Origin of the sequence: Micromonospora psammae (genome assembly GCF_036902725.1) — a bacterium.
GTDB lineage: Bacteria > Actinomycetota > Actinomycetes > Mycobacteriales > Micromonosporaceae > Micromonospora.
Window position 1 is genome coordinate 1 of sequence record NZ_JBAKHM010000040.1, and the last position, 24,144, is coordinate 24,144.

Consider the following 24,144-nt stretch of genomic DNA (forward strand, 5'->3'; position numbering starts at 1 on the left):
GGCCGTGCGGAGGCCCCTCGGGGCCGGGCGTCGGCCGGGCCGCGCGGCCGGCCTCCGGCCCCGGTCCGCCGGGGGCGGGACGAGCGGCCGCGTCGGGCCGCGCGCCACCCCCGGGACGAGCGACACCCGACGGCGGACCATCGGAACGGGGACCACCGGGACGCGCCACACCCGACGGCGGACCGTCCGGACGAGGACCACCAGGAGCGACGGCCGACGGCGGACCATCGGGACGAGGGGCACCCGGACGCGCCACACCCGACGGCGGACCATCGGGACGAGGAGCACCCGGACGCGCCACACCCGACGGCGGACCATCGGGACGGGGACCACCCGGACGCGCCACACCCGACGGCGGACCATCGGGACGAGGAGCACCCGGACGCGCCACACCCGACGGCGGACCATCGGGACGGGGACCACCCGGACGCGCCACACCCGACGGCGGACCATCGGGACGAGGAGCACCCGGACGCGCCACACCCGACGGCGGACCATCGGGACGGGGACCACCCGGACGCGCCACGCCCGACGGCGGACCATCGGAACGAGGACCACCCGGACGCGCCACACCCGACGGCGGACCATCGGGACGAGGTGTGGCACCGGGACGCGCGACACCGGGCGGCGGCGCGGCGGCGGGCGGGCCCGCCGCACCGGGCCGGAACCCGCCGGGCGGGGTGGCCGGGCCGGGCGCCGGACGGGCCGGTTCGCCGTCCGGGCCGAGCTCGCCGCGCTGCTGCTTGGCGCTGCGCAGGTCGTCGATCCAGCCGAACTCCTCGCCGACCGGCTCCTGCGGGGTCTCCTCGCTCCGGCCCCGGCCCCAGCGCCGCCCCTTGGCGCGAGGGTCGCGCCCCTCGTCGGGACCGTCCTGCGGTCGCTCCCCACCACGCGATGTCACTGCTGACCCTCCTCGGCGGCATCGATGCCGCCCTCATCCGCCCCACCGGTGTGCCCCGTGCCCGACGGGTGACGGCCGTTCACCGCCGGCGCCGGCCCGTCCGGCCGTGACGCCGGGGCGGACAGCCCCCGGACGATCCGGCGCAGCAGGGGCAGCCGGGCGGCCACCGACCGCTCGGCACCGTGCCCGCTGGGCCGGTAGTAGTCGGTCCCGACGAGGTCGTCGGGAGCGTACTGCTGAGTGACCACCCCGCGCTGGTCGTCGTGCGGGTAGCGGTAGCCGGTGCCGTGCCCCAGGCCGCGGGCGCCGGCGTAGTGGGCGTCCCGCAGCCCGCGCGGCACCGACCCGCCCCGGCCGGCCCGGACGTCGGCGATCGCCGCGCCGATCGCGCTGGTGGCCGAGTTCGACTTGGGTGCGGTGGCCAGGTGGATCACGGCCTGGGCGAGGTTGAGCTGGGCCTCGGGCAGGCCGACGTACTCGACGGCGTGCGCGGCGGCGGTGGCCACGCTCAGCGCCGTCGGGTCGGCCATGCCGACGTCCTCGCTCGCGAAGATCACCAGTCGGCGGGCGATGAACCGGGCATCCTCACCGGCGACCAGCATCCGGGCCAGCCAGTGCAGCGCGGCGTCCACGTCCGAGCCCCGCATGCTCTTGATGAAGGCGCTGGTCACGTCGTAGTGGGCGTCGCCGTCCCGGTCGTAGCGGACCGCCGCCACGTCCACCGCCTGCTCGGCCGTGGCCAGGTCGATCCGGCCGGTGCCGACCGCCACGGCGGAGGCCGCCGCGGCCTCCAGCGCGGTCAGCGCCTTGCGGACGTCGCCGCCGGCGAGGCGTACGAGATGGTCCTCGGCGTCGGTCTCCAGGGTGAGCGCGCTACCCAGGCCGCGCTGGTCGGTGACCGCGCGGCGCAGCAGGCCGCGCACGGCCGCGTCGTCCAACGGCTGGAGGGTGAGCAGCACGCACCGCGACAACAGCGGCGAGATGACCGAGAAGTACGGGTTCTCGGTGGTCGCGGCGAGCAGGGTGACCGTGCGGTCCTCGACGGCGGCGAGCAGCGAATCCTGCTGGGTCTTGCTGAACCGGTGCACCTCGTCGATGAAGAGCACCGTCTGCGGCCCGCCGGCGCGGCGCTGCCGGCGAGCGGTGTCGATCACCGCCCGGACGTCCTTGACCCCGGCGTTGAGGGCCGACATGGCGACGAACCGGCGGTCGGTGGCCCGGGCCACCAGGTGCGCGATGGTGGTCTTGCCGCTGCCCGGCGGCCCCCAGAGGATGACCGACAGCGGGGCCCCGCCACCGACCAGTTGACGCAGCGGCGCACCGGGCGCGAGCAGGTGGTCCTGGCCGACCAGCTCGTCGATGCTCGCCGGGCGCATTCGGACGGGCAGGGGCGAATCGTCGCCGACCGCCGTGAAGCCGTCCACGCCACCGGGGCCCGCGGTGGCGCTGGGCGCCGCGGCGGGTTCGCCGAGGGAGAAGAGGGCGTCGGAATCCATCACGAAGACAGTACCGGGCCCGGTCCGCAGCGCCGGAATCGCGCCGCGGCCGGACCCACTGTGATCCGTTGCGGTCAGCCGCGACCGGGGCGACGACCCCGGTACCAGCGGCCTCCGCCACCGCCGCCCCCGCCGCGCGGGCCGCGGCCGACGCCGGCCAGGTAGAGGGAGAGCAGCAGCAGGCCGATGAGGACGAGGGTGTTCCAGTTGAACAGGTCCGGCGCCCCGAAGTTGGTGTCGAGCAGGTCGATCAGGAGCGCGAAGCCGAACACGATGGCCGCGAGTATGGCGAGCATGTCGTTCCTCCGGTGGGGGTTCCCAGTAGGTCGGCGCGGGATGTACCCAATCGGTCGACTCGTCAATCTCCACCGTGGACTGGGCCCGGCGCGCCGTCGCGGTCTACCCTGGCCGGGTGATCATGGCCGACCAGGAGTTGACCGGCCGGACGGCCCTGCTCGCCGCCACCGACCAGCATCCGTACGTGCGACACATGCTCCGGCCCGGTGAACAGCCGCGCGGCTGGCGGCGCGACGGGGCGGTGGCCTGGCTGCTGCCGCCCGGGTCGGGCCCGGCGGCGGGTGGCGCGATCGGGGCGGCGGCGCCGGCGCTGGACGTCTTCGCCGACCTCGCCGCCGCCGGGGTGGTCGGCCCCGGGCAGTGGCTGAACCTGCCCCGGACCAGCCCGGAGAGGCTCGCCGCCCGGCTGACCGTGGCCCGTCACGACGACTGGGACTTTCTCTGGACCAGCACCGTGGGGCCCCGCCGGCCGGAAGAGGACCGGGTGGTACGCCTCGACGAGACCGACCACCCGGCCCTGGGCGCGTTGATCGACGCGGCCTTCCCCACCAGCACCTCCCGCCCCGGCGACCCGGGAATCGTCGCCTGGTACGGCATCCGCGACGGCGACCGGCTCGTGGCCTGCGGCGCGGACCGCAGTCGCGGGGACGTCGGCTTCCTGGCCGGGCTGACCGTGGCGCCCGACCGGCGGGGCCGGGGTCTCGGCGCCGCCCTGACCGTCGGGATGACCCGGGCGCTGGCCGCCCGGTACGACCACGTCGCGCTCGGCGTCTACACCCACAACGAGGGGGCGGCCCGGCTCTACCGGCGGCTCGGCTTCACCGGCGCCAGCGCCCGCAGCGCGGTGCGCGTGGCCTGAGCGCCGGCCGATGTCCCGGCCCGGCCGGTGGCGGACGCGTCACGGGCCCGGTCCATGGCGGAGCCGCCCGACCCGGGGCGGCCGGCGCGCCGCTCGATCAACGGCCCGACGCCGCCTCGGCGACGCCCGGGCCGGCTCCGGGAGCGGTGGCCGGTGCGGCCCGGTCGGGGTCGGTGACCACATCGGAATCGCTCGGTCCGTCGACCGCTGCCGCGCCCCGCCCGGCCCGCCAGGCCGGCAGGTAGAGCGGGGCGGCCGCGGCCAGCACCGCCGCGCCCACCAGCATCGCCGTGGTGACGCTGCTGGTGTCGGCGAGCGCGGTGAGCAGCACCGCGCCGAGGGCGAAGCCCGGCTGCCCCATCATCGAGTTCAGCGAGAGCACGCTGGTCCGGTACGGCCCCTCGACCTGGCGGTGCAGCAGGCCGGCGTGCAGCGGGTTGGCCGCGCCGTGCACGGTGTAGCAGGCCAGGTAGGCGACCAGCACCCCGACCGGCCCGGCGAGCAGCCCCATCCCGATCACGGTCGCGGCCTGCACGAGGAGCATCAGCGCGGCGCCCGGCGCGGCGCCCAGCCGGCGCAGCAGCAGCGGGGTCAGCGCCGCGCCCGCCGCCGAGGCGAGCCAGGCCGCCGAGTTGGCCGGCCCGAGCAGCGTCGCCGCCCGCTCGGCGCCGCCGACCACCTCGCCGAGGCGGACCGGGAGCAGCGACTCGAAGGTGACCATGCCGAAGCTCCAGAACAGCTCGACGGCGACCAGGGCGAGCAGCACCCGGGACCGGCGCAGCAGGCCGATCGCCTGGCCCACCATCCGGGGCGCCTCGACGACGGAGGCGCGCAGCGCGCCCGCGCCCCGCGCCGGGCGGGTCTCCACCAGCAGCGTCAGCAGGGCGACCAGGCCCACCGCCTGCAGGGCGATGGCGACCAGTACGGGCAGGGTGAGCGCGCTGACCGGGCCGACCGGACCGAGGGCGACCAGGGCACTGCTGAGCAGCGCGCCGACGGCGATGGCGACGCCCGCGACGGTGCCGCCGAAGCCGAGGCCGGCCTCGTACCCGGCCTTCGGGTCGGCGGCGAGGCTGGCGTCGACGTACCAGGATTCGAGGGGGCCGCTGTCGAGCGCCCGGTAGAGGCCCTGCAGGGCCCAGACCAGGAAGAACAGCGCGAAGGAGTCGGCCACCGCGAAGAGGGAGAGGGAGAGCAGGCTCACCGCCGCGGCGACGACCAGGACCGGCTTGCGGCCGAGGGCGTCGGCCAGGCCACCGGTGGGCAGCTCCAGCGCGAGCACCACCAGCGCCTGCGCGGTGGAGACCAGGCCGATCTGGGACAGCGACAGGCCGCGCTCCTGCATCAGCAGGATCATCACGGGGATCATCAGACCGGTCGGCAGCCAGCGCAGTCCGTAGAGGGCGAGGTAGCGGAACCGGATCTGGCGTACGGACAGCGCGCTCACCGCCGACCCTCCAGCATCGGGTAACCGGCGAGGAAGACGTGCACCGGCTCGGCGCCCGGTTCGGTCGGGTCCGCCTCGTCGTGGTACCGCTCCAGCACCTGCCACACCTCGGCCTTGAGCGCCTCCATCCGGTGCGCCGGGATGGTCAGGAAGATGTCACCCATGCCGAGGGCGTCCCGCCAGGCCGGCGACCACTCGTGCTCGACGGCCAGCCAGCGCTCGGCCCGCTCGACCAGCAGGCGCACCTGGTCGCCGTGGATCCACTGGATCGCCGCCCGGGCGTCCGGGTCGTCGTCGAAGTCGGTCGGTTCCCAGTTGGTCACGTCGTGCGCGGCCTGCCACCAGCGCTGCCGACCGCTGCCCCGGTCGGGATCCTCGGCGACCAGCCCGACCTCGGCGAGTTGGCGCAGGTGGTAGCTGGTCGCGCCGGTGTTGGTGTCGAGCAGCTCGGCCAGCGCGGTGGCGGTGGCGGGCCCGTTCGTGCGCAGCGCGCCGAGCAGGCGCATCCGCAGCGGGTGTGCGAGCACCCGGACCTGTCGGTGGTCGAGCCGCACCTCACGCGGCGGCGTGGCCTTCCCGTCGCTCCCCATGAATGCACAATAGTTGTGCACACTTTCTCTGCACAATAGTTGTGCAGAGAAAGTGTGCCCGGAAGCGGGCCGGGTTCAGGCCGTGAAGAGTTCGGTGACGCCCCGCAGCCGGGTACGCAACAGCCCGGCGGCGCGCGAGGAGTCCAGCCGCACGTCGGTGGGGCGGACCAGCCCGGTCGCCGCGCTCGTGGTGGTCTTCAGGCCGGCCGGGTCCAGCCCGAACCGGCGGGCCACCAGCAGCCCGAGCCCGGCCCGGCTGATCGGCTCCGGGCCGGCCACGTTGAGCGGGCCGGCGTGGTCGCCGTCGACCAGTTCGAGGACGGCGTCGGCCAGGTCGGTGACGTCGACCGGGCAGCGGAGTTCGTCGGTGAAGAGGGTGGCCCGGCCGGCGAGGGCGTCCCGGCAGAGCTCGATCTGCTTGCTCCCCTCCCCCACGATCAACGAGGTCCGCACCAGCACGGCGGTCGGGTCGATCGCCCGCACGGCCGTCTCCGCCGCCGCCTTCGCCGCCCCGTACGGGTGGATCGGGGTGGGCGCGTCGTCGTCCAGATAGGGCGTCGAGCGCCCGGCGTGCAGCGCGTCGCTGGAGAGGTGCACCAGCCGCGCCCCCGCCTCTGCCGCCGCGTACGCGATGTGCGCCGCGCCGTCGGCGGTGACCGCCCAGTCGTCGTTGCGGTACGGGGTGCCGACCACGGCGGTCGGCCGCACCGCCGCGACCAGCCGGCGCACCGCCTCCCGGTCGGTCACGTCGAGCTGCCGGGTCGCCAGACCCGGCAGCTCCACCGGCCTGGCGTGCCAGGTCCCCGTCACCGGCCGGCCCGCCGCGACCGCGCGCCGGCAGATCTCCCCGCCCAGGAAACCACCGGCTCCCACCACGAGCAGCGTCATCGCGTCCTCCATCTCACGGCTCGGCCGACCGTCACCCGTTCCGGCGACGTAACGACCGAGAGGTCCACGCCATCATGGCGCAGACCTCTCGGTGATGGGGTCGGGTCAGACCGGGTCGGCCACCGGGGCGGCCGGGCCGGCGGTGCCGGCGTGCGCGCCCGTCGGCGCCTTGGGCTTGGCGTCGATGCCGGCCTCGGTGCGCTGCTGGACGGTGATCGGCGTCGGCGCGCCGGTCAGCGGGTCGAAGCCGCCCCGGGTCTTCGGGAAGGCGATGACCTCGCGGATCGAGTCCGCGCCGGCGAGCAGCATGCAGACCCGGTCCCAGCCGAAGGCGATGCCGCCGTGCGGCGGGGCGCCGTACTTGAACGCCTCGAGGAGGAAGCCGAACTTGTCCTGCGCCTCCTCCGCGGTGATGCCGAGCAGGTCGAAGACCCGCTTCTGCACGTCACCCCGGTGGATACGGATCGAGCCGCCGCCGATCTCGTTGCCGTTGCAGACGATGTCGTACGCGTAGGCCAGCGCCCGGTCCGGGGCCTCCTCGAAGCGGTCCACCCACTCGGCGTTCGGGGAGGTGAACGGGTGGTGCACCGCCGTCCAGCCACCCTCGTCGGTCTTCTCGAACATCGGCGCGTCGACCACCCAGCAGAACGCCCAGGCGCTCTCGTCGATCAGGCCCGCCCGCTTGGCGATCTCGATCCGCGCCGCGCCGAGCAGCTCCTGCGCCTCGCGGGTGTTGGTGCTGGCGGCGAAGAAGACCGCGTCGCCCGGCTTCGCGCCGACCGCGTCGGCGAGCCCGCCCAGGTGCTCGGCGGAGAGGTTCTTCGCCACCGGGCCGCGCGCCTCACCGGTCTCCGCGTCGAGCACCACGTACGCCAGGCCGCGCGCGCCGCGCGCCTTGGCCCAGTCCTGCCAGCCGTCCAGCTCCTTGCGGCTCTGCGCCGCGCCGCCGGGCATGACCACCGCGCCGACGTACCCGCCGGCGTCGATCGCGCCGGCGAAGACCCGGAACTCGGTGCCGCGCAGGTAGTCGGTCAGCTCGGTCAGCTCGACGCCGTAGCGCAGGTCGGGCTTGTCGGAGCCGTACCGGGCCATGGCGTCGTGCCAGGTGATCCGCGGGATCGGCCGGGAGATCTCGTGGCCGGCCAGGTCCTTCCAGAGCGTGGAGACGATCGCCTCGCCGAGGTCGATCACGTCGTCCTCGGTGACGAAGGACATCTCGATGTCGAGCTGGGTGAACTCCGGCTGCCGGTCGGCGCGGAAGTCCTCGTCGCGGTAGCAGCGGGCGATCTGGTAGTACCGCTCCATGCCGCCGACCATCAGCAGCTGCTTGAACAGCTGCGGCGACTGCGGCAGCGCGTACCAGCTGCCGGGCTGGAGCCGGACCGGGACCAGGAAGTCGCGGGCGCCCTCCGGGGTGGACCGGGTCAGCGTCGGGGTCTCGATCTCCAGGAAGTCCCGCTGGTGCAGCACGCCCCGGGCGAGCTGGTTGGCGCGCGAGCGCAGCCGCATCGCGTTGGCCGGGCCGCTGCGGCGCAGGTCCAGGTAGCGGTACTTGAGCCGGATGTCGTCGCCGGCCTCGACCTGGTCGTCGACCGGCAGCGGCAGCGGCGCCGCCTCGGAGAGCACCTCCAGCTCGGCGGCGGTCACCTCGATCTCGCCGGTGGGCAGCTCCGGGTTCTCGTTGCCCTCGGGGCGGCGGGTCACCTCGCCGGTCACCTTGACGCAGAACTCGTTGCGCAGCGCGTGCGCGTCCTCCTCGCGGAACACCACCTGGACCACGCCGGAGCCGTCGCGCAGGTCGACGAAGATGACACCGCCGTGGTCGCGCCGGCGGGCCACCCACCCGGCGAGCGTCACCGTGGTGCCGGCGTCCGTCGCGCGCAGGCTGCCGGCGTCATGGGTACGGATCACGACTTGCGTCTCCTCATCTGCGGTACATCTCTGCCCTCCGCATTCTGTCAGCACCGCCGCGCCCCGGCCGCCACCGGGCGCGGTTCACTGAAGGAAGGGCCCAGTCGGGGCCGCACGTCGAGCAGGGTCCGGTGCGCGCCGGCCCCGCTCCCGTACGGTGTGCCGGGTGCAGGCCGTACCCCGTTGGGCCCTCGTCTCCTCCGCCGCCGCCCCGGTGCTGCTGATCGGCGGCTGGACGCTCGCCGCGGACCGGCAGGCGGGCGGCTTCGACCAGGTCGCCGGCACGATCAGCGTGCTCGCGGCGCGCGACGCCGACGACCGCTGGATCATGACGTTGGCCCTGGTCGGCCTCGGTGTCTGTCACTGCGTGACCGCGGCCGGGCTGCGCCCGCTGCGCGCCGCCGGCCGGCTGACGCTGGCGCTGGGTGGGCTGGCCACGGTCGCCGTCGCGGTGTTCCCGCTGCCGGCCGAGCGCGGCTCGTCGGGCCCGCACGGGCTGGCCGCCGCCGTCGCCTTCGGCGCGCTGGCGCTCTGGCCGGCGCTCGCCGCCGGTCGCCACCGCGCGCCCGACCGCGCCGTCGGGCTCCCGCCCGCCCGGGGTACGACCGCCGCGGCGGTCCTGCTCGTCCTGGTCGGCTGGTTCGTGGTCGAGCTGGTCGTCGGGGGGCCGAGGATCGGCCTGGCCGAGCGGGTGGCCGCCGGCGCGGAGGCGCTCTGCCCGCTGCTCGTGGTGCTGACGCGTCCCCGACCCGACCAGCGGTGAGCCCGTCCTCCTGCTCCCCCGGGGAGCGGGCCTTCCGCACCCGCACAGCGGGGCGGGCCGCCGGTGACCCGGCGGCCCGCTCGCGGAAGGTCGGTCAGTAGACGCTGACGCCGTAGCGGCTCAGCACCTCGGGGACCGGCTGGAAGAACGTCGTGCCGCCGGTGCGGCAGTTGCCACTGCCACCGGAGGTGAGGCCCAGCGCGGTGCTGCCGCTGAACAGCGAGCCGCCGCTGTCGCCCGGCTCGGCGCAGACGTTGGTGCGGATCAGGCCGGAGACCGAACCCTCGGCGTAGTTGACGGTGGCGTTCAGCGCGGTCACCGAGCCGCCGCGCAGGCCGGTGGTGCTGCCGGAGCGCTGGACGCTCTGGCCGACGTATGCGTTGCCGGAGCCGGTGATGTCCCGGTAGCTGCCGTTGTAGAGGTAGACGTTGCCCGGACGGGAGACGCTGCTGTTGTACTGCACGATCCCGTAGTCGTTGCCCGGGAAGCTGGTGCCGGTCCGCGCGCCCAGGTAGGTGGTCTGCGCGGAGTTGCTGTACCAGCTGGACGAGATGTTCGTGCAGTGACCGGCGGTGATGAAGAACTGGGTGCCGGCGCTGTTGCGCACGTTGAAGCCGAGCGAGCAGCGCCCGCCGCCACCGGCGTAGATGGCCTCGCCGCCGGAGATGCGGGTGCTCAGCACGCCGGCCTCGGCCTCGATGCGGATGGCGCCGTTCGCGCGGGCGGCGGCGGCCTTGACCTTGTCCAGCTTGGCGCCGGTGACGGTGCTGTCGACGGAGACCACGACCTGGTTGGTGGCGGGGTCGGTCCACCAGGCGGTGCCCGGGATCTTCGCGGACCGCTCCAGCTCGGCGGTGGCGGCCTGGAGGGCGGCGGCGCCCCGGGTGACGAGCTTCGGGGTGGCGCCGGCGGCGCGGACCTGGCGGGCGGCGGCGGCGTCGGTGACGGCGACGACCATCTTGCCGCTGGCGTCGGCGTACGTGCCGGCGGCCCGGTCGCCGAGGCGCTCGGCCAGGCCGGCGGCGGCGTCGGGGGAAGCGGCGGGGGCGGCCTGCGCGGGCGCGCCGATGAGCGAGCCGGCGACCAGAACTCCGGCCGCGACGAGGGTGGCGGCGCGGCGGAACGGTGACCTCGTGGGTCGCATGTAACAACCTCCTGGGAGGGGGCGACAGCCCGCGTCGGGGGTGACGGGGCCTGTGTTCCACCCGGCCGAACTGGGGGAACCGGCCGGATTCACTGAAGTATTCACATCCTTGAGATCATCGGCAAGACCTGGATTCGTCCGGATTGGGGAGAGCTTCCACCGACACACCTGTGCAACACTGTGGACACATCGCGGGCACCAACCGTCACACCCGCGGCCGATCACCCGTGCACCGACATCGATGCCTCGGCGCTACCGGAGGATGCCGGACACCACGCGCCGGGCATCCCGCACCCGACGGCTCAGTCGACCCGACGCCGGGCCCCGGGGCCCGGCCGGGGCACCACCTCGCGCGGCTCGGTCAGGTCGTGCCCGTCGGCGCAGCGCAACTCGACCCGCACCTCGGCGCCGCAGTCGCGGTGTCCCACGCTGAGCGGGGAGCCGTCCGGGTCGGCCAGGTGGCGGTCGCCCCAGCCGAGCACCGCCACCAGCACCGGCCAGAGGTCGAGTCCCTTTTCGGTCAGCCGGTACTCGTGGCGCACCCGACTGCCCGGCTCCCGGTACGGCTCGCGGCGCAGCACGCCCTGCGCGACCAGGGTGGCGAGCCGGTTGGTGAGCACCTGGCGGGGGATGCCGGTGCGCACGCGCATGTCGTCGAAGCGGCGGATGCCGTTGAACACCTCGCGGAGCACCACCAGGGTCCAGCGCTCGCCGAGGATCTCCATCGCCCGGGCGATGGTGCAGTTCTCCACCGACCAGTCCAGCGCCGCGGGTCTCATCCGACCAGGCTAGGTCTGATTGACAGACTCAGCAACGTGCTGCCAGGCTGAGTCCATGACCCAGACGCAGCAGGACCCGGCGCGTAGCCGTACCTTCTCCTGGTCCGACCCGGTGGCCGGCGCCGCCCACGTGGGCCGGCGCGGCGGTCTGGAGCTGCTGCGCGCGATGATCGCCGGTGAGCTGGCCGCGCCGCCGATCATGCACCTGATCGACATCGGCCGGATGGAGGCCGACGAGGGCCGGGTCACCGTGGAGCTGGTCCCCCAGGAGTTCCACTACAACCCCCTCGGCACGGTGCACGGCGGGGTCATCTCCACCCTGCTGGACACGGCCGCGGGCTGCGCGGTGCACACCACCCTGCCGGCCGGGGTCGGCTACACCTCGCTGGACCTGAACGTGAAGTTCCTCCGCCCGGTCACCGTCGCCAGCGGCGTCCTGCGCTGCGAGGGCACCGTCCTCCAGCGCGGCCGCCGCACCGCGCTGGCCGAGGCGCGGCTGACCGACACCCGGTCCCGCCTCATCGCCCACGCCACGTCCAGCTGCCTCCTCTTCCCCCTCGACTCCCCCGCCTGACACACCGATCGCGCAGTTCCGGCCCGCGCCACGGACGCGATGCACCCTCCGTCCGGACCGAAACTGCGAGATCGCGCGGGGTGGGCGTCAGAGGCGGGAGGTCAGGCGGGATTCGCGGGCGGCGCGCTTGTCCTCGAAGCGGGAGGCGGACTGCTCCAAGGCGTCGAGGTGGGCGGCGATCTCCTCGCGGGCGGCCTCGCCGTCGGCGTCCAGGCCGGTGACGTTGAGGACGTCCCACTGGCGCAGCACCGGGAGCACCACCTCGTCGCGGTGCTGGCGCAGGTCGTAGATGCCGGCCAGGGCGATCGCCACCGACTTGCGGGCGAAGCCCTCGATCCCCACGCCGGGCATCTGGAAGTTCGCCAGCACGTCGGCGACCGCCCGCATGGCCTGACCGGGGGCCAGCTCGAAGGCCGCGCCGAGCAGGTTGCGGTAGAAGACCATGTGCAGGTTCTCGTCCGCGGCCACCCGGGCGAGCAGCGCCTCGCAGGCCGGGTCACCCGTGGCCCGACCGGTGTTGCGGTGCGAGATCCGGGTAGCCAGCTCCTGGAACGAGACGTATGCCAGCGAGTGCAGCACCTCGTCGCCGTGCACGTTCTCGTAGCCGGCCGACATGTGGGTCATCCGGGCCCGCTCCAGGGCCACCGGGTCCACCGCCCGGGTCACCGTCAGGTAGTCGCGGATCGCCGTGCCGTGCCGCCCCTCCTCGGCGGTCCACCGGTGCACCCAGGTGCCCCACGCGCCGTCCCGCCCGAAGAGCGTCGCGATCTCGTGGTGGTACGAGGGCAGGTTGTCCTCGGTGAGCAGGTTGACGATCAGCGCGGTCCGGGCCACGTCCGGGATCGTCGAGTCCGACGCCGACCACGGCTCGCCGCCGAGCGGCCCGTCGAAGGTGCGGCCCTCGCTCCACGGCACGTACTCGTGCGGAAACCACTCCTTGGCCATCGACAGGTGCCGGTCGAGGTTCTTCTCGACCACGGGCTCGAGTTCGAGGAGCAGCGCGGTCTGGCTCAGCGAGGCGGTCATGACGATCTCCCTACGGTGGCGTAACTTACGCCACCGTAGGTCTTTCCCGGCGTACGCGCGAGTAATCCGCTCAGCCGACCAGGGGTTTCAGGTCCTCGCGGGGCGGGGTCCACTCCCCCGCCGCGGCGATGACCTGCTCACCCGAGCGGATGTCCTTCACCTCGTCGGGAGCGCCCTCGGCGCCCGGGAACCAGACGTACGGAATGCCGCGCCGCTCGGCGTACCGGATCTGCTTGCCGAACTTGGCCGCGCTCGGCGACACCTCGGTGGGCACGCCCCGGGAGCGCAGCGCCTCGGCGACCCGGTTGCTCGCCGCCCGGTCGTCCTCGTTCGTCACCGCGACCAGGACGCAGGTCGGCACGCTGCGGGACACCGTGAGCGCGTCGGCGCCGAAGAGCAGGCCGAGCAGGCGGGTCACCCCGATCGAGATGCCCACCCCGGGGAACCGGACGTTGCCGGAGCTGGCCAGGTTGTCGTACCGACCGCCGGAGCAGATCGAGCCGAACCGCTCGTAGCCGACCAGCTGGGTCTCGTACACGGTGCCGGTGTAGTAGTCCAGCCCACGGGCGATCCGCAGGTCGGCGACGCAGAGCCCGGGCGAGTGGGCGGCGGCGGTCTCCATCACGGCGATCAGCTCCGCGATCCCCTCGTCGAGCAGCGGGTCGCTGACCCCGAGGGCGCGTACCGCGTCGGCGAAGGAGGCGTCCGGCGCTGAGATCTCGGCCAGCGCCAGCGCCGCCTTGGCCTGCGCCTCGCTCGCCCCGGCCGTCTCGGCCAGCAGCTCGGCCACCCGCACCGGGCCGATCTTGTCGAGCTTGTCCACCGCGCGCAGCGCCGCCTCCGGGTCGCCGATCCCGACTCCCCGGTAGAAGCCCTCGCAGATCTTGCGGTTGTTGACCTGGATCCGCACCGGCGGGATCGGCAGCGACCGCAACGCGTCGCCGATGACCAGCGGCATCTCCGCCTCGTAGTGCGCCGGCAGGGTGTCCCGGTCGACGATGTCGATGTCGGCCTGGAGGAACTCCCGGTAACGTCCCTCCTGCGGGCGCTCACCCCGCCACACCTTCTGGATCTGGTAGCGGCGGAAAGGGAACTGCAACTTGCCGGCGTTCTCCAGCACGTACCGGGCGAACGGCACGGTCAGGTCGAAGTGCAGGCCGAGCGAGTCGTCCCCGGCCGGGCCGTCGGTGTCGGCCTGGAGCCGGCGCAGCACGTAGACCTCCTTGGAGGTCTCCCCCTTGCGCAGCAGCTGGTCCAGCGGCTCCACCGAGCGGGTCTCCAGCGGCGCGAAGCCGTACAGCTCGAAGGTGGCGCGGATCCGGTCGAGGACGAACTGCTCGATCATCCGCTGCGCGGGCGTCCACTCCGGGAAGCCGGAGATGGGCGTGGGCTTGCTCATGGCGTACTCCTTGCGGTTCCGCGCGGGCGGCGCGGTCAGGTCGTGGGCGCGGTGCTCTACAGACCGTGGGCGGGCGCGGCCGGACGCGCGTCGGCGTCGCCCGCCACCTCGACGAGGTACGGGTTGCTCGCGCGCTCGCGGCCGATGGTGGTGACGGGGCCGTGGCCGGGCAGGACGACGGTGTCGTCGGCCAGCGGAAGGACCTTCTCCCGCAGGCTGGTCAGCATCTGGGGCATGCTGCCGCCCGGCAGGTCGGTGCGGCCGATCGAGCCGGCGAAGAGCACGTCACCGGAGAGGCAGAGCTGCTCCGCCTCCCAGGGCGAGCCGGCGCCGGGCAACCGGAACAGCACCGACCCGCCGGTATGGCCCGGTGCGTGGTCGACGGTGATCTCCAACCCGGCCAGGGCCAGGGTCGCGCCGTCGGTCAGCTCGGCCACGTCGTCGGGCTCGGTGTAGGGCAGCCGGCCGCCGAAGAGCTGGGCGAGGTCCGCGGAGAGCCCCTTGGCCGGGTCGGCGAGCAGCTCCCGGTCGTCCGGGTGGACGTAGGCGGGGATGCCGCGGGCGCCGCAGACCGGCGCCACGGAGAAGGTGTGGTCGAGGTGGCCGTGGGTGAGCAGCACGGCGGCCGGATGCAGACGGTGTTCGGCGAGCACGGCGTCGAGCCGGTCGAGCACCCCGATGCCGGGGTCGACCACCACGCACTGCTCCCCCGGCGCGGTCGCCACCACGTAGCAGTTGGTGCCGAAGGCGTCCGCGGGAAAGCCGGCCACGAGCACGTCCGCTCCCCTTCCGTCGAGTCGTCGTCCCCTTCGCAGCCTAGTCGCAGCGTCGAGCGGAATTCGCGGGCCCAGCGGTCCCGCCGGCCCCTTCCGGCACAGTGACGCACTCCGATAAACGCAGCCCGGGCCTCGTACACCACAATCACAGCGGCTACCCGTACACTCTGGCGGGCGTGTGGCGTGGCGCACCCCGCGGTACGGCGGGCGCGAGCGGCCCGACCGCCGGTGACGACCAGGCTAGAGGAAGGGGAGCACGAGTGGCTTCCAGCAGGGACCGGCAGCGCAAACTGGCGCGGGCCAAGCTCGACCGGCAGCTCGCCCGCCGAGCCGCCTCGATACGGCGCCGGCGGCAGATCCAGGCCGGTGTGGGCGCCACGGTCGTGCTGGCGCTGATCGTGCTCGGCTCCGCCTGGGGCCTGGGGGCGTTCGACCGCGACCGGAAGCCGAAGGCCGCCGAGGACGTCTGCCTCTGGACGCCGCAGGACGCCGGCGGCAACACCAACCTCAAGGACGTCGGCACCCCGCCCACCACCGGCCTGCCCACCTCCGGCATCCGGCCGATGACGATCACCACCGACCAGGGCGGCCCGATCACCGCCGAGCTGGACCTCGCCGGCGCGCCCTGCGCCGGGGCGAGCATCGCCCACCTGGCGGGCCGGTCGTTCTACGACAACACCAAGTGCCACGAGATCACCGCCGAGGGCGCGCTGCGCTGCGGCGACCCGAGCGGCACCGGGGTGGGCGGCCCCACCTACTCGTTCTACGACGAGAACGTCCCGGCGGCGCCGGCCGCGACCCCCGCCCCCGGGCAGGCCCCGGCGTACCCGAAGGGCACGGTCGCCATGGTGGCCAACCCGCCGGGTGCCAACGGCAGCCAGTTCCTCGTCTTCTTCAAGGACTTCAACCCCGCCAAGCCGGCGTACCCGATCATCGGTCGGATCACCGGCGGATTGGACGTGGTCGAGAAGATCGGCGCCCTGCCGACCGTGGACAATGGGACCGGGGCCAAGGTCAAGCCCAAGACCGACGTGGTGGTGCGCAAGCTCACCGTCGGCGAGCCCACCGAGGCCCCCGCCCCGGCCCCGAGCTCGACCTCCGGCGCTCCGTCGGCGAGCCCGAGCGCCGGCTGAGCCGGACAAGTCCACCCGTACCCTGCGGCAGCGACCGCGCCAGAAAGTCCAGGAGGAGTGACCGTGACGTCCACGAGAGAGCGGCAGCGCGCGGCGGCGCGGGCCCGACTCGAGCGGGAGATGGCCGAGCGCGCGGCCAGGGCCCGCAAGCGCCGGCAGACGCAGGCGATCGTCGGGGCCGCAGCGGTCCTGCTGCTCGTGGTCGCCGGCACGGCCTGGCTGGCCACCAGCCTCGGCGGTGACGACGACAAGCAGCCGGACACCGCCGGCGCCCCCGCCGGGTTCGCCCAGTGCGCGTACCCGGAGGTGCCCAAGGAGGGCCGGCCCGCGCAGATCAAGGACGTCGGGCTGCCCCCCGCCCAGCAGAAGAACGTCGGCACCCAGACCATGACGATCGACACCAACCTGGGCCCGATCACCGCGAAGATCGACCGCGCGGCGGTACCCTGCACCGCCGGCAGCTTCACCCACCTGGCCAGCAAGGGCTTCTTCGACAACACCAAGTGCCACCGGCTGGTCACCGAGGGCATCAAGGTGCTCCAGTGCGGCGACCCGAGCGCCACGGGCAAGGGCTGGCGGGAGACCGACGGCACCGGCGGCCCGAGCTACAACCTGGCCGAGGAGAACCTGCCCACGGACAAGCGCCCGGCCTACCCGGAGGGCGTCATCGCGATGGCCAACTCCGGCCAGCCGGCCAGCACCGGCAGCCAGTTCTTCATCGTCTGGGGCGACTCGCAGCTGGACCCGAACTACACCGTGCTCGGCACGATCACCGGCGGCATGGACCTGGTCAAGCAGGCCGCGGCGGCCGGCGACGACAAGGCGTTCGCGAAGCAGGCCGGGGGTGGCCACCCCAAGAAGGAGGTCGTCATCAGCAAGCTGACGATGAGCGACATCCAGGGCTGACCCCCACCCGTACGACGAAGCGCCCGCCGGCAAGCCGGCGGGCGCTCTCGTGTGTGCGCTCAGGCGCCCGAGGTGACCCGGTACGCGTCGAAGACCCCGTCGACCTTGCGGACCGCGGCCAGCAGGTGTCCCAGGTGCTTCGGGTCGGCCATCTCGAAGCTGAACCGGCTCACCGCCACCCGGTCGCGGGTGGTGGTGACGGTGGCGGAGAGGATGTTGACCCGCTCGTCGGAGAGCACCCGGGTGACGTCGGCCAGCAGCTTGTGCCGGTCCAGCGCCTCGACCTGGATGGCGACCAGGAACGTCGAGGCGGAGGTGAGCTTCCAGCTCACCTCGACCACCCGCTCGGGCTGGGCCCGCAGGTCCTCGGCGTTGGCGCAGTCGTCACGGTGCACGCTGACCCCGCCGGAGCGGGTGACGAACCCGAAGACCGAGTCCGGCGGCACCGGGGTGCAGCAGCGGGCCAGCTTGATCCAGACGTCGCTGACGCCGCGGACCACCACGCCGGGGTCGCTGCTGCTCTGCCGGCTGCGCGGCGGCCGGGTGGCGACGGCGGTCTCGGCGATGTCCTCCGCCGCGCCCTCCTCGCCGCCGTAGGCGGCCATCAGCTTCTGCACCACCGACTGGGCGGAGACCTGGCTGTCGCCGACCGCGGCGTAGAGCGAGGCCACGTCGGCCAGGTGCAGGTCCCGGGCGATCGACATCAGGGCGTCCGAGGTGAGCATCCGCTGCAACGGCATGCCCTGCTTGCGCATCGCCTTGACGATCGCGTCCTTGCCGGCCTCGATCGCCTCCTCGCGCCGCTCCTTGTTGAAGTACTGGCGGATCTTGGTGCGGGCGCGCGGGCTCTTGACGAAGCCGAGCCAGTCCTGGGTCGGGCCGGCCGTGTCGGACTTCGAGGTGAAGATCTCGATCACGTCGCCGTTGGAGAGGGTCGACTCCAGCGGCACCAGCTTGCCGTTGACCCGCGCCCCGATGCACTTGTGCCCGACCTCGGTGTGCACCGCGTACGCGAAGTCCACCGGCGTCGACCCGGTCGGCAGCGGGATGACGTCACCCTTCGGGGTGAAGACGTACACCTCCTGGCTGGACAGGTCGAAGCGCAGCGCGTCGAGGAACTCGCTCGGGTCCGCCGCCTCCCGCTGCCAGTCCAGCAGCTGGCGCAGCCAGGTCATCTCGTCGATGTGCGCCGGCGGCCCGACGATCTGGGTGCCCTTGTGCTCCTTGTACTTCCAGTGCGCGGCGATGCCGAACTCGGCGGTGCGGTGCATGGCGTACGTGCGGATCTGCATCTCCACCGGCTTGCCGGTGGGCCCGATGACCGTCGTGTGCAACGACTGGTACATGTTGAACTTGGGCATGGCGATGTAGTCCTTGAACCGGCCCGGCACCGGCTGCCAGTTGGCGTGGATGACCCCCAGCGCCGCGTAGCAGTCCCGCACCGTGTCGACCAGGATCCGCACCCCGACCAGGTCGTAGATGTCGTTGAAGTCGCGCCCCCGCACGATCATCTTCTGGTAGATCGAGTAGAGGTGCTTCGGCCGACCGGTGGTCTCCGCCTTGATCTTGGCGGCCTTGAGGTCGGTCTGCACCTTCTGGGTGACCTGGCGCAGCAGCGCCTCGCGCTGCGGCTGGTGCTCCCCGATCAGGCGGTTGATCTCCTCGAACCGCTTCGGGAACAGCGTACCGAAGGCGAGATCCTCCAGCTCCCACTTGATCGTGTTCATACCGAGGCGGTGCGCCAGCGGCGCCAGGATCTCCAGCGTCTCCTTCGCCTTCTGCTCCTGCTTGGGGCGGGGCAGGAAGGTCAGGGTACGCATGTTGTGCAGCCGGTCGGCGAGCTTGATCACCAGTACCCGCGGGTCCTTGGCCATCGCCACGACCATCTTGCGGATCGTCTCCGCCTTGGCCGCGTCGCCGAGCTTGACCTTGTCGAGCTTCGTCACGCCGTCGACCAGGAGGGTGACCTCGCCGCCGAAGTCGGCGCGCATCTGGTCGAGGGTGTACTCGGTGTCCTCGATCGTGTCGTGCAGCAGCGCCGCCACCAGGGTGGTGGTGTCCATCCCGAGGTTGGCCAGGATGGTCGCCACCGCCAGGGGGTGGGTGATGTACGGGTCGCCGGACTTGCGGTACTGACCGGAGTGCCAGCGGGCGGCGGTGTCGAACGCGCGCTGCAGCAGCCGGGCGTCCGCCTTCGGGTGGTTCTCCCGATGGGTGGAGATCAGCGGCTCGAGGACCTCGCTGACCTGGGAGCTCTGCCAGGGCGCGTTGAACCGCGCCAGGCGGGCCCGCACCCGTCGACCGGTGGGCGCGTTGGACAGGGCGAAACCGCCGCTCGACGGGGAATCGCCGTCGGCCGGGAACGGCACCACCACCGCGCCGCCGTCGGCCGGGCCGGCCTCGGGAGCAGCGCCATCGCCCGCCACCCGGGCCGGCGGACTGCTCATCCGCTCGGTCACCGAACCGTCAGCGTCGCCTGTCGGGTGCACCGTGCCCTCCACCGGAGGGACGACATCGTGGGACACCGGCCTCCTCACCGCTCGCCGGGAACGCGTCGACCGTGCGGCCGACGTTGTCTGCAACCGGCCACCGGGCCGGTCTTGTTCCACGCCGGCCTCACACCGGCGGTGCTGCCGCCGCCGGACGGTCACCCGTCCGGTCAGCAAAGGGCAATGCTACCCGTACGGTGGGTGCCCTGCCGCTCCGCCGGACGGTCCCCGCCGGGTCCCCCGGGACGACCTGACCTCAAACGGTCAGCAGGGCATGGACCGGGCGACCGGCCAGCTTCTCGCGGCCGCCGAGGAAGCCCAGCTCCAGCAGGACGGTGAAGCCGGTGACCGTGCCGCCGGCCCGCTCGACCAGGTCGAGGGTGGCCTCCGCCGTGCCCCCGGTGGCCAGCACGTCGTCGACCACCAGCACCCGGTGCCCGGCGGTGAAGGCGTCCTGGTGCACCTCCAGGGTCGCCTCGCCGTACTCCAGCGCGTAGGAGGCGGAGTACGCGGCCCGCGGCAGCTTGCCCGCCTTGCGCACCGGCACCACCCCCACCCCGGTGGCGTACGCGATGGCGGCGGCGATCACGAAGCCGCGCGCCTCGATGCCGACCACGATGTCGAAGGAGTCACGCCCGTGGTGCGCGACGATGCCGTCGATCACCTCGCGGAAGACCTCGCCGTCGGCGAAGAGCGGCATCAGGTCCTTGAACATGACGCCGGGCTTCGGGAAGTCCGGCACGTCCAGCACCCGGCCGGCCACCAACCGGGCGACCTCCGGGCCGCTGTCTCCCCGTACCACGGTGCTGTGGGTCTCCGTCACGGCGGTTCCGTTCCCCTTCCAACGACGACGGCGTCCGTCATGCTGCTCGCACAGCATGGCGGACGCCGTCGGGTCGATTCCTACCGGGTGTCCCGCTCCGGTCAGCGCCGCTTGGCGCCACCCGGCCGGTTGCCCCCGCCACCGCTGGGGCGACCGCCCCGGGTGCCGGTGGAGCGCTTGACGGCGGGGCGGGCGCCGACCTTCGGCGCCGCGCCGGCCAGGGCGCCCGCCTCCGCGTCGTCGATCGACTCCTCGCCGGCCTCCTCCGCCGGACGCCCGGCGTTCTTCGGGGCGACCTCGCCCCGGGCGACGGCGCCGCGACGGGCCAGCACCCGCTTGGTGTGCGCCTGGATCCGCGGGTCGTAGTTCTTCAGCAGCACCAGCAGCGGGGTGGCCAGCAGGATCGAGGTCAGGAAGGCCACCGCCATGCCGACGAAGAGCACCAGACCCAGGTCCTTCAGGGTGCCCGCGCCCAGCAGGCCGGCACCGATGAAGAGCAGGCCGCCGACCGGGAGCAGGGCGACCACCGAGGTGTTCAGCGACCGCATCAGGCTCTGGTTCAGCGCGAGGTTGGACGCCTCGCCGTACGTCAGGTTGTTGTTCGCGGTGATGCCCCGGGTGTTCTCCTGGACCTTGTCGAAGACCACCACCACGTCGTAGAGCGCGAAGCCCAGGATCGTCAGGAAGCCGATGATCGTCGACGGGGTGACCTCGAAGCCGACCAGCGAGTAGATGCCGGCGGTGAGGATCAGGTTCATGAACAGCGAGGCGATCGCGGCGACCGCCATCCGCCATTCGAAGCGCAGGATCAGGTAGAGCGACACCACCGCGACGAACAGCACCAGACCGAGCAGCGCGCGCTCGGTGACCTGCTTGCCCCACGCCTCGGAGACCTGGTCGCCGCTGATCTGGCCGGGCTGGATGCCGAAGCGCTCGGCGATCTCACCCTTGACCGCGTTGGCCTGCTCCGGGCTGAGCTGCGTGGTCCGCATCTCGTAGAAGTCGCCGCCGGTGCCGCCCACCTTCTGCGCGGTGACCACCTCGGCGCCGGTGTTCTCGGCGGCGAGGGCCTCGTCGATCTGCTCCCGGGCGCTGTCGAGGGTGCCGACGCTGGCCGGCACCTGGAACGAGTTACCGCCGGCGAACTCGATGCCCAGTTTGAAGCCGTTGGCGGCGAAGCTGAGCACCGCGAGCAGCACCAGGCCGGCGGCGACGCCGAACCAGAGCTTGCGCCGGCCGACGATGTTGAGACCGGCCTCACCCCGGTAGAGCCGGGACGCCAGACCATCCTTCGCCATCTCAGGCCTCCTTCACGCGCGTGTTGCGGGGGTTGGCCTGCTCGGCCGCCCGGGCCGGCAGGGCCCGGCCGAGACCGCTGACCCGCGGGGAGAGGAACGCCCGGGTCCGGGCGAACATCGTCATGATCGGGTGCCGGAAGAGGAAGACCACGACCAGGTCGAGCACGGTCGCCAGGCCGAGGGCGAAGGCGAAGCCCTTCACCGTGCCGACCGAGACGATGTAGAGCACCACGGCGGACATCAGCGTGATCGCGTTGGCCGAGATGATCGTCCGGCGGGCCCGGATCCAGGCCCGCGGTACCGCGCTGCGCGGGCTGCGTCCCTCGCGGATCTCGTCCTTGAGCCGCTCGAAGTAGATGACGAACGAGTCCGCCGCCACACCGAGTGAGACGATCATGCCGGCGATGCCGGCGAGGGTGAGGGTGAACCCGATCTGCCGGCCGAGCACCACCAGCGCGCCGAAGACCAGCAGCGCGGAGAGCACCAGGCTGAGGAAGATGACCGAGCCGAGCAGCCGGTAGTAGAAGAACGAGTAGACCACGACCAGCAGCAGGCCGATGCCGGCGGCGAGCAGACCGGCGCGCAGCTGGCTGTCGCCGAGCGTCGCGGTGACGTTCTGCTGGGTCTGCGGGACGAAGGTCACCGGCAGCGCGCCGTAGCGCAGGTCGCTGGCGAGGTCGTTGGCGTCCTTGCTGGTGAAGTTGCCGGTGATCTGCGAGTCGCCGGTCAGCACGCCCTGGATCTCCGGCGAGGAGACGATCTCGTTGTCCAGCACGACCGCCACCCGGCACTTGCCGTCCTGGCCGAGCGCGCTCTGGTCGCAGGCGCCGCCCTCGTTGTTGAACGCCTCACGGGTCAGCGCGGTCCACTTGTCCTGACCGTCGCCGGTGAAGTCCAGGCTGACCACCCAGGCGCTGGTCTGGTCGAGCACGGCGTTGGCGTCGGAGATGTCGGTGCCGACCACCTTCGCCACGTCGAGCAGGTACTTGACCGCCCCGTCCTCACAGGCGACCGCCGGCTGCTTCTCGTCCTTGATCGACGCGGCGGGCCGCTTGTCGAGCTGGGCGCAGCTGATCGTCGGGACGTTGAACTGCATCTGCGGCGTCAGCACCGCGATCTCCTGCGGGGAGAGCTCGCCGAACGGCTTTAGCTTCTCCGCCAGGGAGGGGTCGGCGGCCAGGTCGGCCGGACCCTGCAGGGCGCTCGCGGCGGCCCAGGCCGGCGCCTTGACCTTCTGCTCGACGGCCTTGCGCTGGTCGGCGACGCTCTGCGGCACCGGGGCGGCGCTCGGCGTGGCGGCCGGGGCGCTCGGCGAGGCCGGGGCGGACGGGGTGGCGCTGGCGGAGGGCGCGGGGGCGCCGCCGCCCTGGCCGCCGGCGTTCGGCGACGCGGTCACCTTCGGCGCGGCGCTGCCGGACGGCTTCGGCGACGCGCTGCCGGACGGCTTCGGCGCGGCGCTGCCGGACGGCTTCGGCGCGGCGCTGCCCGAGGGCGTCGGGGTGGCGCCGGCGGACGGGGTCGCGGCGGGGGCGGCGACCGCCCCGCTGCCGTCGGCGGCCTTGAGCACCTTGCGGAAGCGCAGCTCGGCCGCGCTGCCGACGTCGGTCAGCTCGCGGTTCTCGCCGGGCAGGGAGACGACGATGTTCCGGTTGCCCTCGGTGACCACCTCGGCCTCGGCGACGCCGTAGGCGTTGACCCGGTTCTCGATGATCTGACGGGCCTCCTCGAGGTTCTCCGCCGTCGGGGGCTTACCGTCGATGTTGTTCGTGGCCTCCAACGTCAGTCGGGTGCCGCCGATCAGGTCCAGGCCGAGCCGCGGCTCCAGCCGGTCCTTCCAGCTGCCGCTGGCGTCGGAGAAGAACACCAAAGAATAGAGGACGACGAAGATGAGCCCGAGTACGGCGAGCTGCCGCCCGGGGCGCATCTGTCCCTGAGGTGGTGCCACGGCTGTCCTGTCTCCCTGTGACGGTCGCGCCGCCGGCGCAGCGGCGGCGAGGTCGGACCCGGGGTCCGGGGCCGACGTGCTCTCCACGGACCGGCGCCCACGGTCCGGCACGGCCTGTCGCCGCCGGCGCGGGCGCCGGTCGGTACGGAGGCGTGCCGGCCGAGGCGGCCGGTCCAGCTATCCAGTTGTTGTCGTCCTGTCGGGAACCGACCTCACGGACGAGGCCGGGGCCCGGCTCCTAATCCTTGACGGCGTCGGCGTCCTCGGTGACCGGCTCGGTCGACTCGGCGCGCGCGGCCTGGCTGACCACCCGGGCGATGGCCGGCCGGGCGTAGCGGGTCTGCACGCCGGGAGCCACCTCCAGCAGCACGGTGTCGTCGGCCACGCCGGTGACCGTGCCGTAGAGCCCGCCGATGGTGACCACCTCGTCGCCGGGGGCGAGCGCGGACTGCATCGCCTCCGCCTCCTTGCGACGCTTCTGCTGCGGCCGGATCATCATGAAGTACATGACGCCGAAGAGCAGGGCGATCATGAGGATCGGCGTGAGACCGCCGGCTCCCCCGCCGCCCGCTGCTGCGTAAAGCACGGTGTGTGACCTTCCCATTGGCCTCCGGTTCGGCATGATGTGCCGGAGCGGAGGCAGATTCTCACGTCCTGTACAGACCGCGGCGAGTCTAATCCCTGCACCTGAGAACGCCGA

The 24,144-nt window shown here is 73.2% G+C and carries 21 protein-coding genes; 5 read left to right on the top strand and 16 right to left on the bottom strand.

Going from position 1 to position 24,144, the window contains the following annotated elements; genetic code table 11:
- Window positions 1-897 precede the first annotated feature (897 nt).
- Together V6U79_RS28550 and V6U79_RS28555 are read right to left on the bottom strand one after the other, a co-directional pair.
- Complete coding sequence (locus V6U79_RS28550; RefSeq protein WP_334527282.1) at window positions 898-2,397, bottom strand: replication-associated recombination protein A; 1,500 nt, start codon at window positions 2,395-2,397, stop codon at window positions 898-900.
- Window positions 2,398-2,471: 74 nt separating this feature from the next.
- Window positions 2,472-2,693: a hypothetical protein gene (locus V6U79_RS28555; RefSeq protein ID WP_210834577.1), complete on the bottom strand. Its 222-nt coding sequence runs from the start codon at window positions 2,691-2,693 to the stop codon at window positions 2,472-2,474.
- A gap of 122 nt (window positions 2,694-2,815) precedes the next feature.
- On the opposite strand from V6U79_RS28555, the gene V6U79_RS28560 reads away from it, so the two are divergent.
- A complete protein-coding gene (locus V6U79_RS28560; protein WP_334527287.1) occupies window positions 2,816-3,553 on the top strand; it encodes a GNAT family N-acetyltransferase in 738 nt (245 codons plus the stop codon).
- Between the two features lie 97 nt (window positions 3,554-3,650).
- Here the strand turns inward: V6U79_RS28560 and V6U79_RS28565 are convergent, their stop codons facing one another.
- The 4 genes from V6U79_RS28565 to aspS all read right to left on the bottom strand — a co-directional run bounded on the left by V6U79_RS28565 (window position 3,651) and on the right by aspS (window position 8,389).
- A complete protein-coding gene (locus V6U79_RS28565; protein ID WP_334527277.1) occupies window positions 3,651-5,000 on the bottom strand; it encodes an MFS transporter in 1,350 nt (449 codons plus the stop codon).
- On the bottom strand, window positions 4,997-5,590 hold the full coding sequence (locus tag V6U79_RS28570; protein WP_334527275.1) for an ArsR/SmtB family transcription factor: 594 nt from the start codon (window positions 5,588-5,590) through the stop codon (window positions 4,997-4,999). Before V6U79_RS28570 ends, V6U79_RS28565 begins: the two co-directional genes overlap by 4 nt.
- 75 nt (window positions 5,591-5,665) lie before the next feature.
- On the bottom strand, window positions 5,666-6,478 hold the full coding sequence (locus tag V6U79_RS28575) for an SDR family oxidoreductase (protein ID WP_334527272.1): 813 nt from the start codon (window positions 6,476-6,478) through the stop codon (window positions 5,666-5,668).
- Between the two features lie 105 nt (window positions 6,479-6,583).
- Entirely contained in the window at window positions 6,584-8,389 is a 1,806-nt protein-coding gene (gene aspS, locus V6U79_RS28580; protein WP_334527269.1) for an aspartate--tRNA ligase, read from the bottom strand.
- A 166-nt stretch (window positions 8,390-8,555) separates the two neighbouring features.
- Here aspS and V6U79_RS28585 point away from each other — a divergent pair, with 166 nt between their 5' ends.
- Window positions 8,556-9,152, top strand: coding sequence for a DUF998 domain-containing protein (locus V6U79_RS28585; protein WP_334527266.1), 597 nt, complete (start codon window positions 8,556-8,558; stop codon window positions 9,150-9,152).
- Between the two features lie 94 nt (window positions 9,153-9,246).
- On the opposite strand, the gene V6U79_RS28590 is transcribed toward V6U79_RS28585, so the two are convergent.
- Together V6U79_RS28590 and V6U79_RS28595 are read right to left on the bottom strand one after the other, a co-directional pair.
- On the bottom strand, window positions 9,247-10,296 hold the full coding sequence (locus tag V6U79_RS28590; protein WP_334527262.1) for a S1 family peptidase: 1,050 nt from the start codon (window positions 10,294-10,296) through the stop codon (window positions 9,247-9,249).
- A gap of 302 nt (window positions 10,297-10,598) precedes the next feature.
- Complete coding sequence (locus V6U79_RS28595) at window positions 10,599-11,075, bottom strand: winged helix-turn-helix transcriptional regulator (protein ID WP_334527259.1); 477 nt, start codon at window positions 11,073-11,075, stop codon at window positions 10,599-10,601.
- Window positions 11,076-11,130: 55 nt separating this feature from the next.
- On the opposite strand from V6U79_RS28595, the gene V6U79_RS28600 reads away from it, so the two are divergent.
- Entirely contained in the window at window positions 11,131-11,649 is a 519-nt protein-coding gene (locus V6U79_RS28600) for a PaaI family thioesterase (protein ID WP_334527256.1), read from the top strand.
- 87 nt (window positions 11,650-11,736) lie between these two features.
- Here the strand turns inward: V6U79_RS28600 and V6U79_RS28605 are convergent, their stop codons facing one another.
- The 3 genes from V6U79_RS28605 to V6U79_RS28615 all read right to left on the bottom strand — a co-directional run bounded on the left by V6U79_RS28605 (window position 11,737) and on the right by V6U79_RS28615 (window position 14,850).
- The gene (locus V6U79_RS28605; protein WP_334527253.1) at window positions 11,737-12,675 is read right to left on the bottom strand and encodes an acyl-ACP desaturase; all 939 of its coding nucleotides are present in this window, start codon (window positions 12,673-12,675) and stop codon (window positions 11,737-11,739) included.
- Window positions 12,676-12,745: 70 nt separating this feature from the next.
- Entirely contained in the window at window positions 12,746-14,074 is a 1,329-nt protein-coding gene (hisS, locus tag V6U79_RS28610) for a histidine--tRNA ligase (protein WP_334616574.1), read from the bottom strand.
- Window positions 14,075-14,130: 56 nt separating this feature from the next.
- Entirely contained in the window at window positions 14,131-14,850 is a 720-nt protein-coding gene (locus V6U79_RS28615; RefSeq protein WP_334616575.1) for an MBL fold metallo-hydrolase, read from the bottom strand.
- Between the two features lie 260 nt (window positions 14,851-15,110).
- Here V6U79_RS28615 and V6U79_RS28620 point away from each other — a divergent pair, with 260 nt between their 5' ends.
- Window positions 15,111-15,983 (top strand): peptidylprolyl isomerase, encoded by an 873-nt coding sequence (locus tag V6U79_RS28620; RefSeq protein ID WP_334616576.1) that lies wholly within the window; start codon window positions 15,111-15,113, stop codon window positions 15,981-15,983.
- 63 nt (window positions 15,984-16,046) lie between these two features.
- Window positions 16,047-16,889 (top strand): peptidylprolyl isomerase, encoded by an 843-nt coding sequence (locus V6U79_RS28625; RefSeq protein WP_334616577.1) that lies wholly within the window; start codon window positions 16,047-16,049, stop codon window positions 16,887-16,889.
- Between the two features lie 59 nt (window positions 16,890-16,948).
- Here V6U79_RS28625 and V6U79_RS28630 read toward each other — a convergent pair whose 3' ends face one another.
- The 5 genes from V6U79_RS28630 to yajC all read right to left on the bottom strand — a co-directional run bounded on the left by V6U79_RS28630 (window position 16,949) and on the right by yajC (window position 24,030).
- Window positions 16,949-19,414 carry a RelA/SpoT family protein gene (locus V6U79_RS28630; protein WP_442933332.1) on the bottom strand — a complete coding sequence of 822 codons (2,466 nt, stop codon included), beginning with the start codon at window positions 19,412-19,414 and terminating at the stop codon, window positions 16,949-16,951.
- A 220-nt stretch (window positions 19,415-19,634) separates the two neighbouring features.
- Window positions 19,635-20,201 (bottom strand): adenine phosphoribosyltransferase, encoded by a 567-nt coding sequence (locus tag V6U79_RS28635; protein WP_334616578.1) that lies wholly within the window; start codon window positions 20,199-20,201, stop codon window positions 19,635-19,637.
- 101 nt (window positions 20,202-20,302) lie between these two features.
- Window positions 20,303-21,499 carry a protein translocase subunit SecF gene (gene secF, locus V6U79_RS28640; RefSeq protein ID WP_334527233.1) on the bottom strand — a complete coding sequence of 399 codons (1,197 nt, stop codon included), beginning with the start codon at window positions 21,497-21,499 and terminating at the stop codon, window positions 20,303-20,305.
- Between the two features lies 1 nt (window position 21,500).
- A complete protein-coding gene (secD, locus tag V6U79_RS28645; protein ID WP_334616579.1) occupies window positions 21,501-23,444 on the bottom strand; it encodes a protein translocase subunit SecD in 1,944 nt (647 codons plus the stop codon).
- A 238-nt stretch (window positions 23,445-23,682) separates the two neighbouring features.
- On the bottom strand, window positions 23,683-24,030 hold the full coding sequence (gene yajC / locus V6U79_RS28650; RefSeq protein ID WP_334616580.1) for a preprotein translocase subunit YajC: 348 nt from the start codon (window positions 24,028-24,030) through the stop codon (window positions 23,683-23,685).
- Window positions 24,031-24,144: the final 114 nt, after the last annotated feature.

Bases quoted from the DNA above. Each gene is read 5' to 3' on its own strand.
- V6U79_RS28550 (WP_334527282.1), bottom strand. From the start codon at position 2,397: ATGGATTCCGACGCCCTCTTCTCCCTCGGCGAACCCGCCGCGGCGCCC.
- V6U79_RS28555 (WP_210834577.1), bottom strand. From the start codon at position 2,693: ATGCTCGCCATACTCGCGGCCATCGTGTTCGGCTTCGCGCTCCTGATC.
- V6U79_RS28560 (WP_334527287.1), top strand. From the start codon at position 2,816: ATGGCCGACCAGGAGTTGACCGGCCGGACGGCCCTGCTCGCCGCCACC.
- V6U79_RS28570 (WP_334527275.1), bottom strand. From the start codon at position 5,590: ATGGGGAGCGACGGGAAGGCCACGCCGCCGCGTGAGGTGCGGCTCGAC.
- V6U79_RS28575 (WP_334527272.1), bottom strand. From the start codon at position 6,478: ATGACGCTGCTCGTGGTGGGAGCCGGTGGTTTCCTGGGCGGGGAGATC.
- V6U79_RS28590 (WP_334527262.1), bottom strand. From the start codon at position 10,296: ATGCGACCCACGAGGTCACCGTTCCGCCGCGCCGCCACCCTCGTCGCG.
- V6U79_RS28595 (WP_334527259.1), bottom strand. From the start codon at position 11,075: ATGAGACCCGCGGCGCTGGACTGGTCGGTGGAGAACTGCACCATCGCC.
- V6U79_RS28600 (WP_334527256.1), top strand. From the start codon at position 11,131: ATGACCCAGACGCAGCAGGACCCGGCGCGTAGCCGTACCTTCTCCTGG.
- V6U79_RS28605 (WP_334527253.1), bottom strand. From the start codon at position 12,675: ATGACCGCCTCGCTGAGCCAGACCGCGCTGCTCCTCGAACTCGAGCCC.
- hisS (WP_334616574.1), bottom strand. From the start codon at position 14,074: ATGAGCAAGCCCACGCCCATCTCCGGCTTCCCGGAGTGGACGCCCGCG.
- secF (WP_334527233.1), bottom strand. From the start codon at position 21,499: ATGGCGAAGGATGGTCTGGCGTCCCGGCTCTACCGGGGTGAGGCCGGT.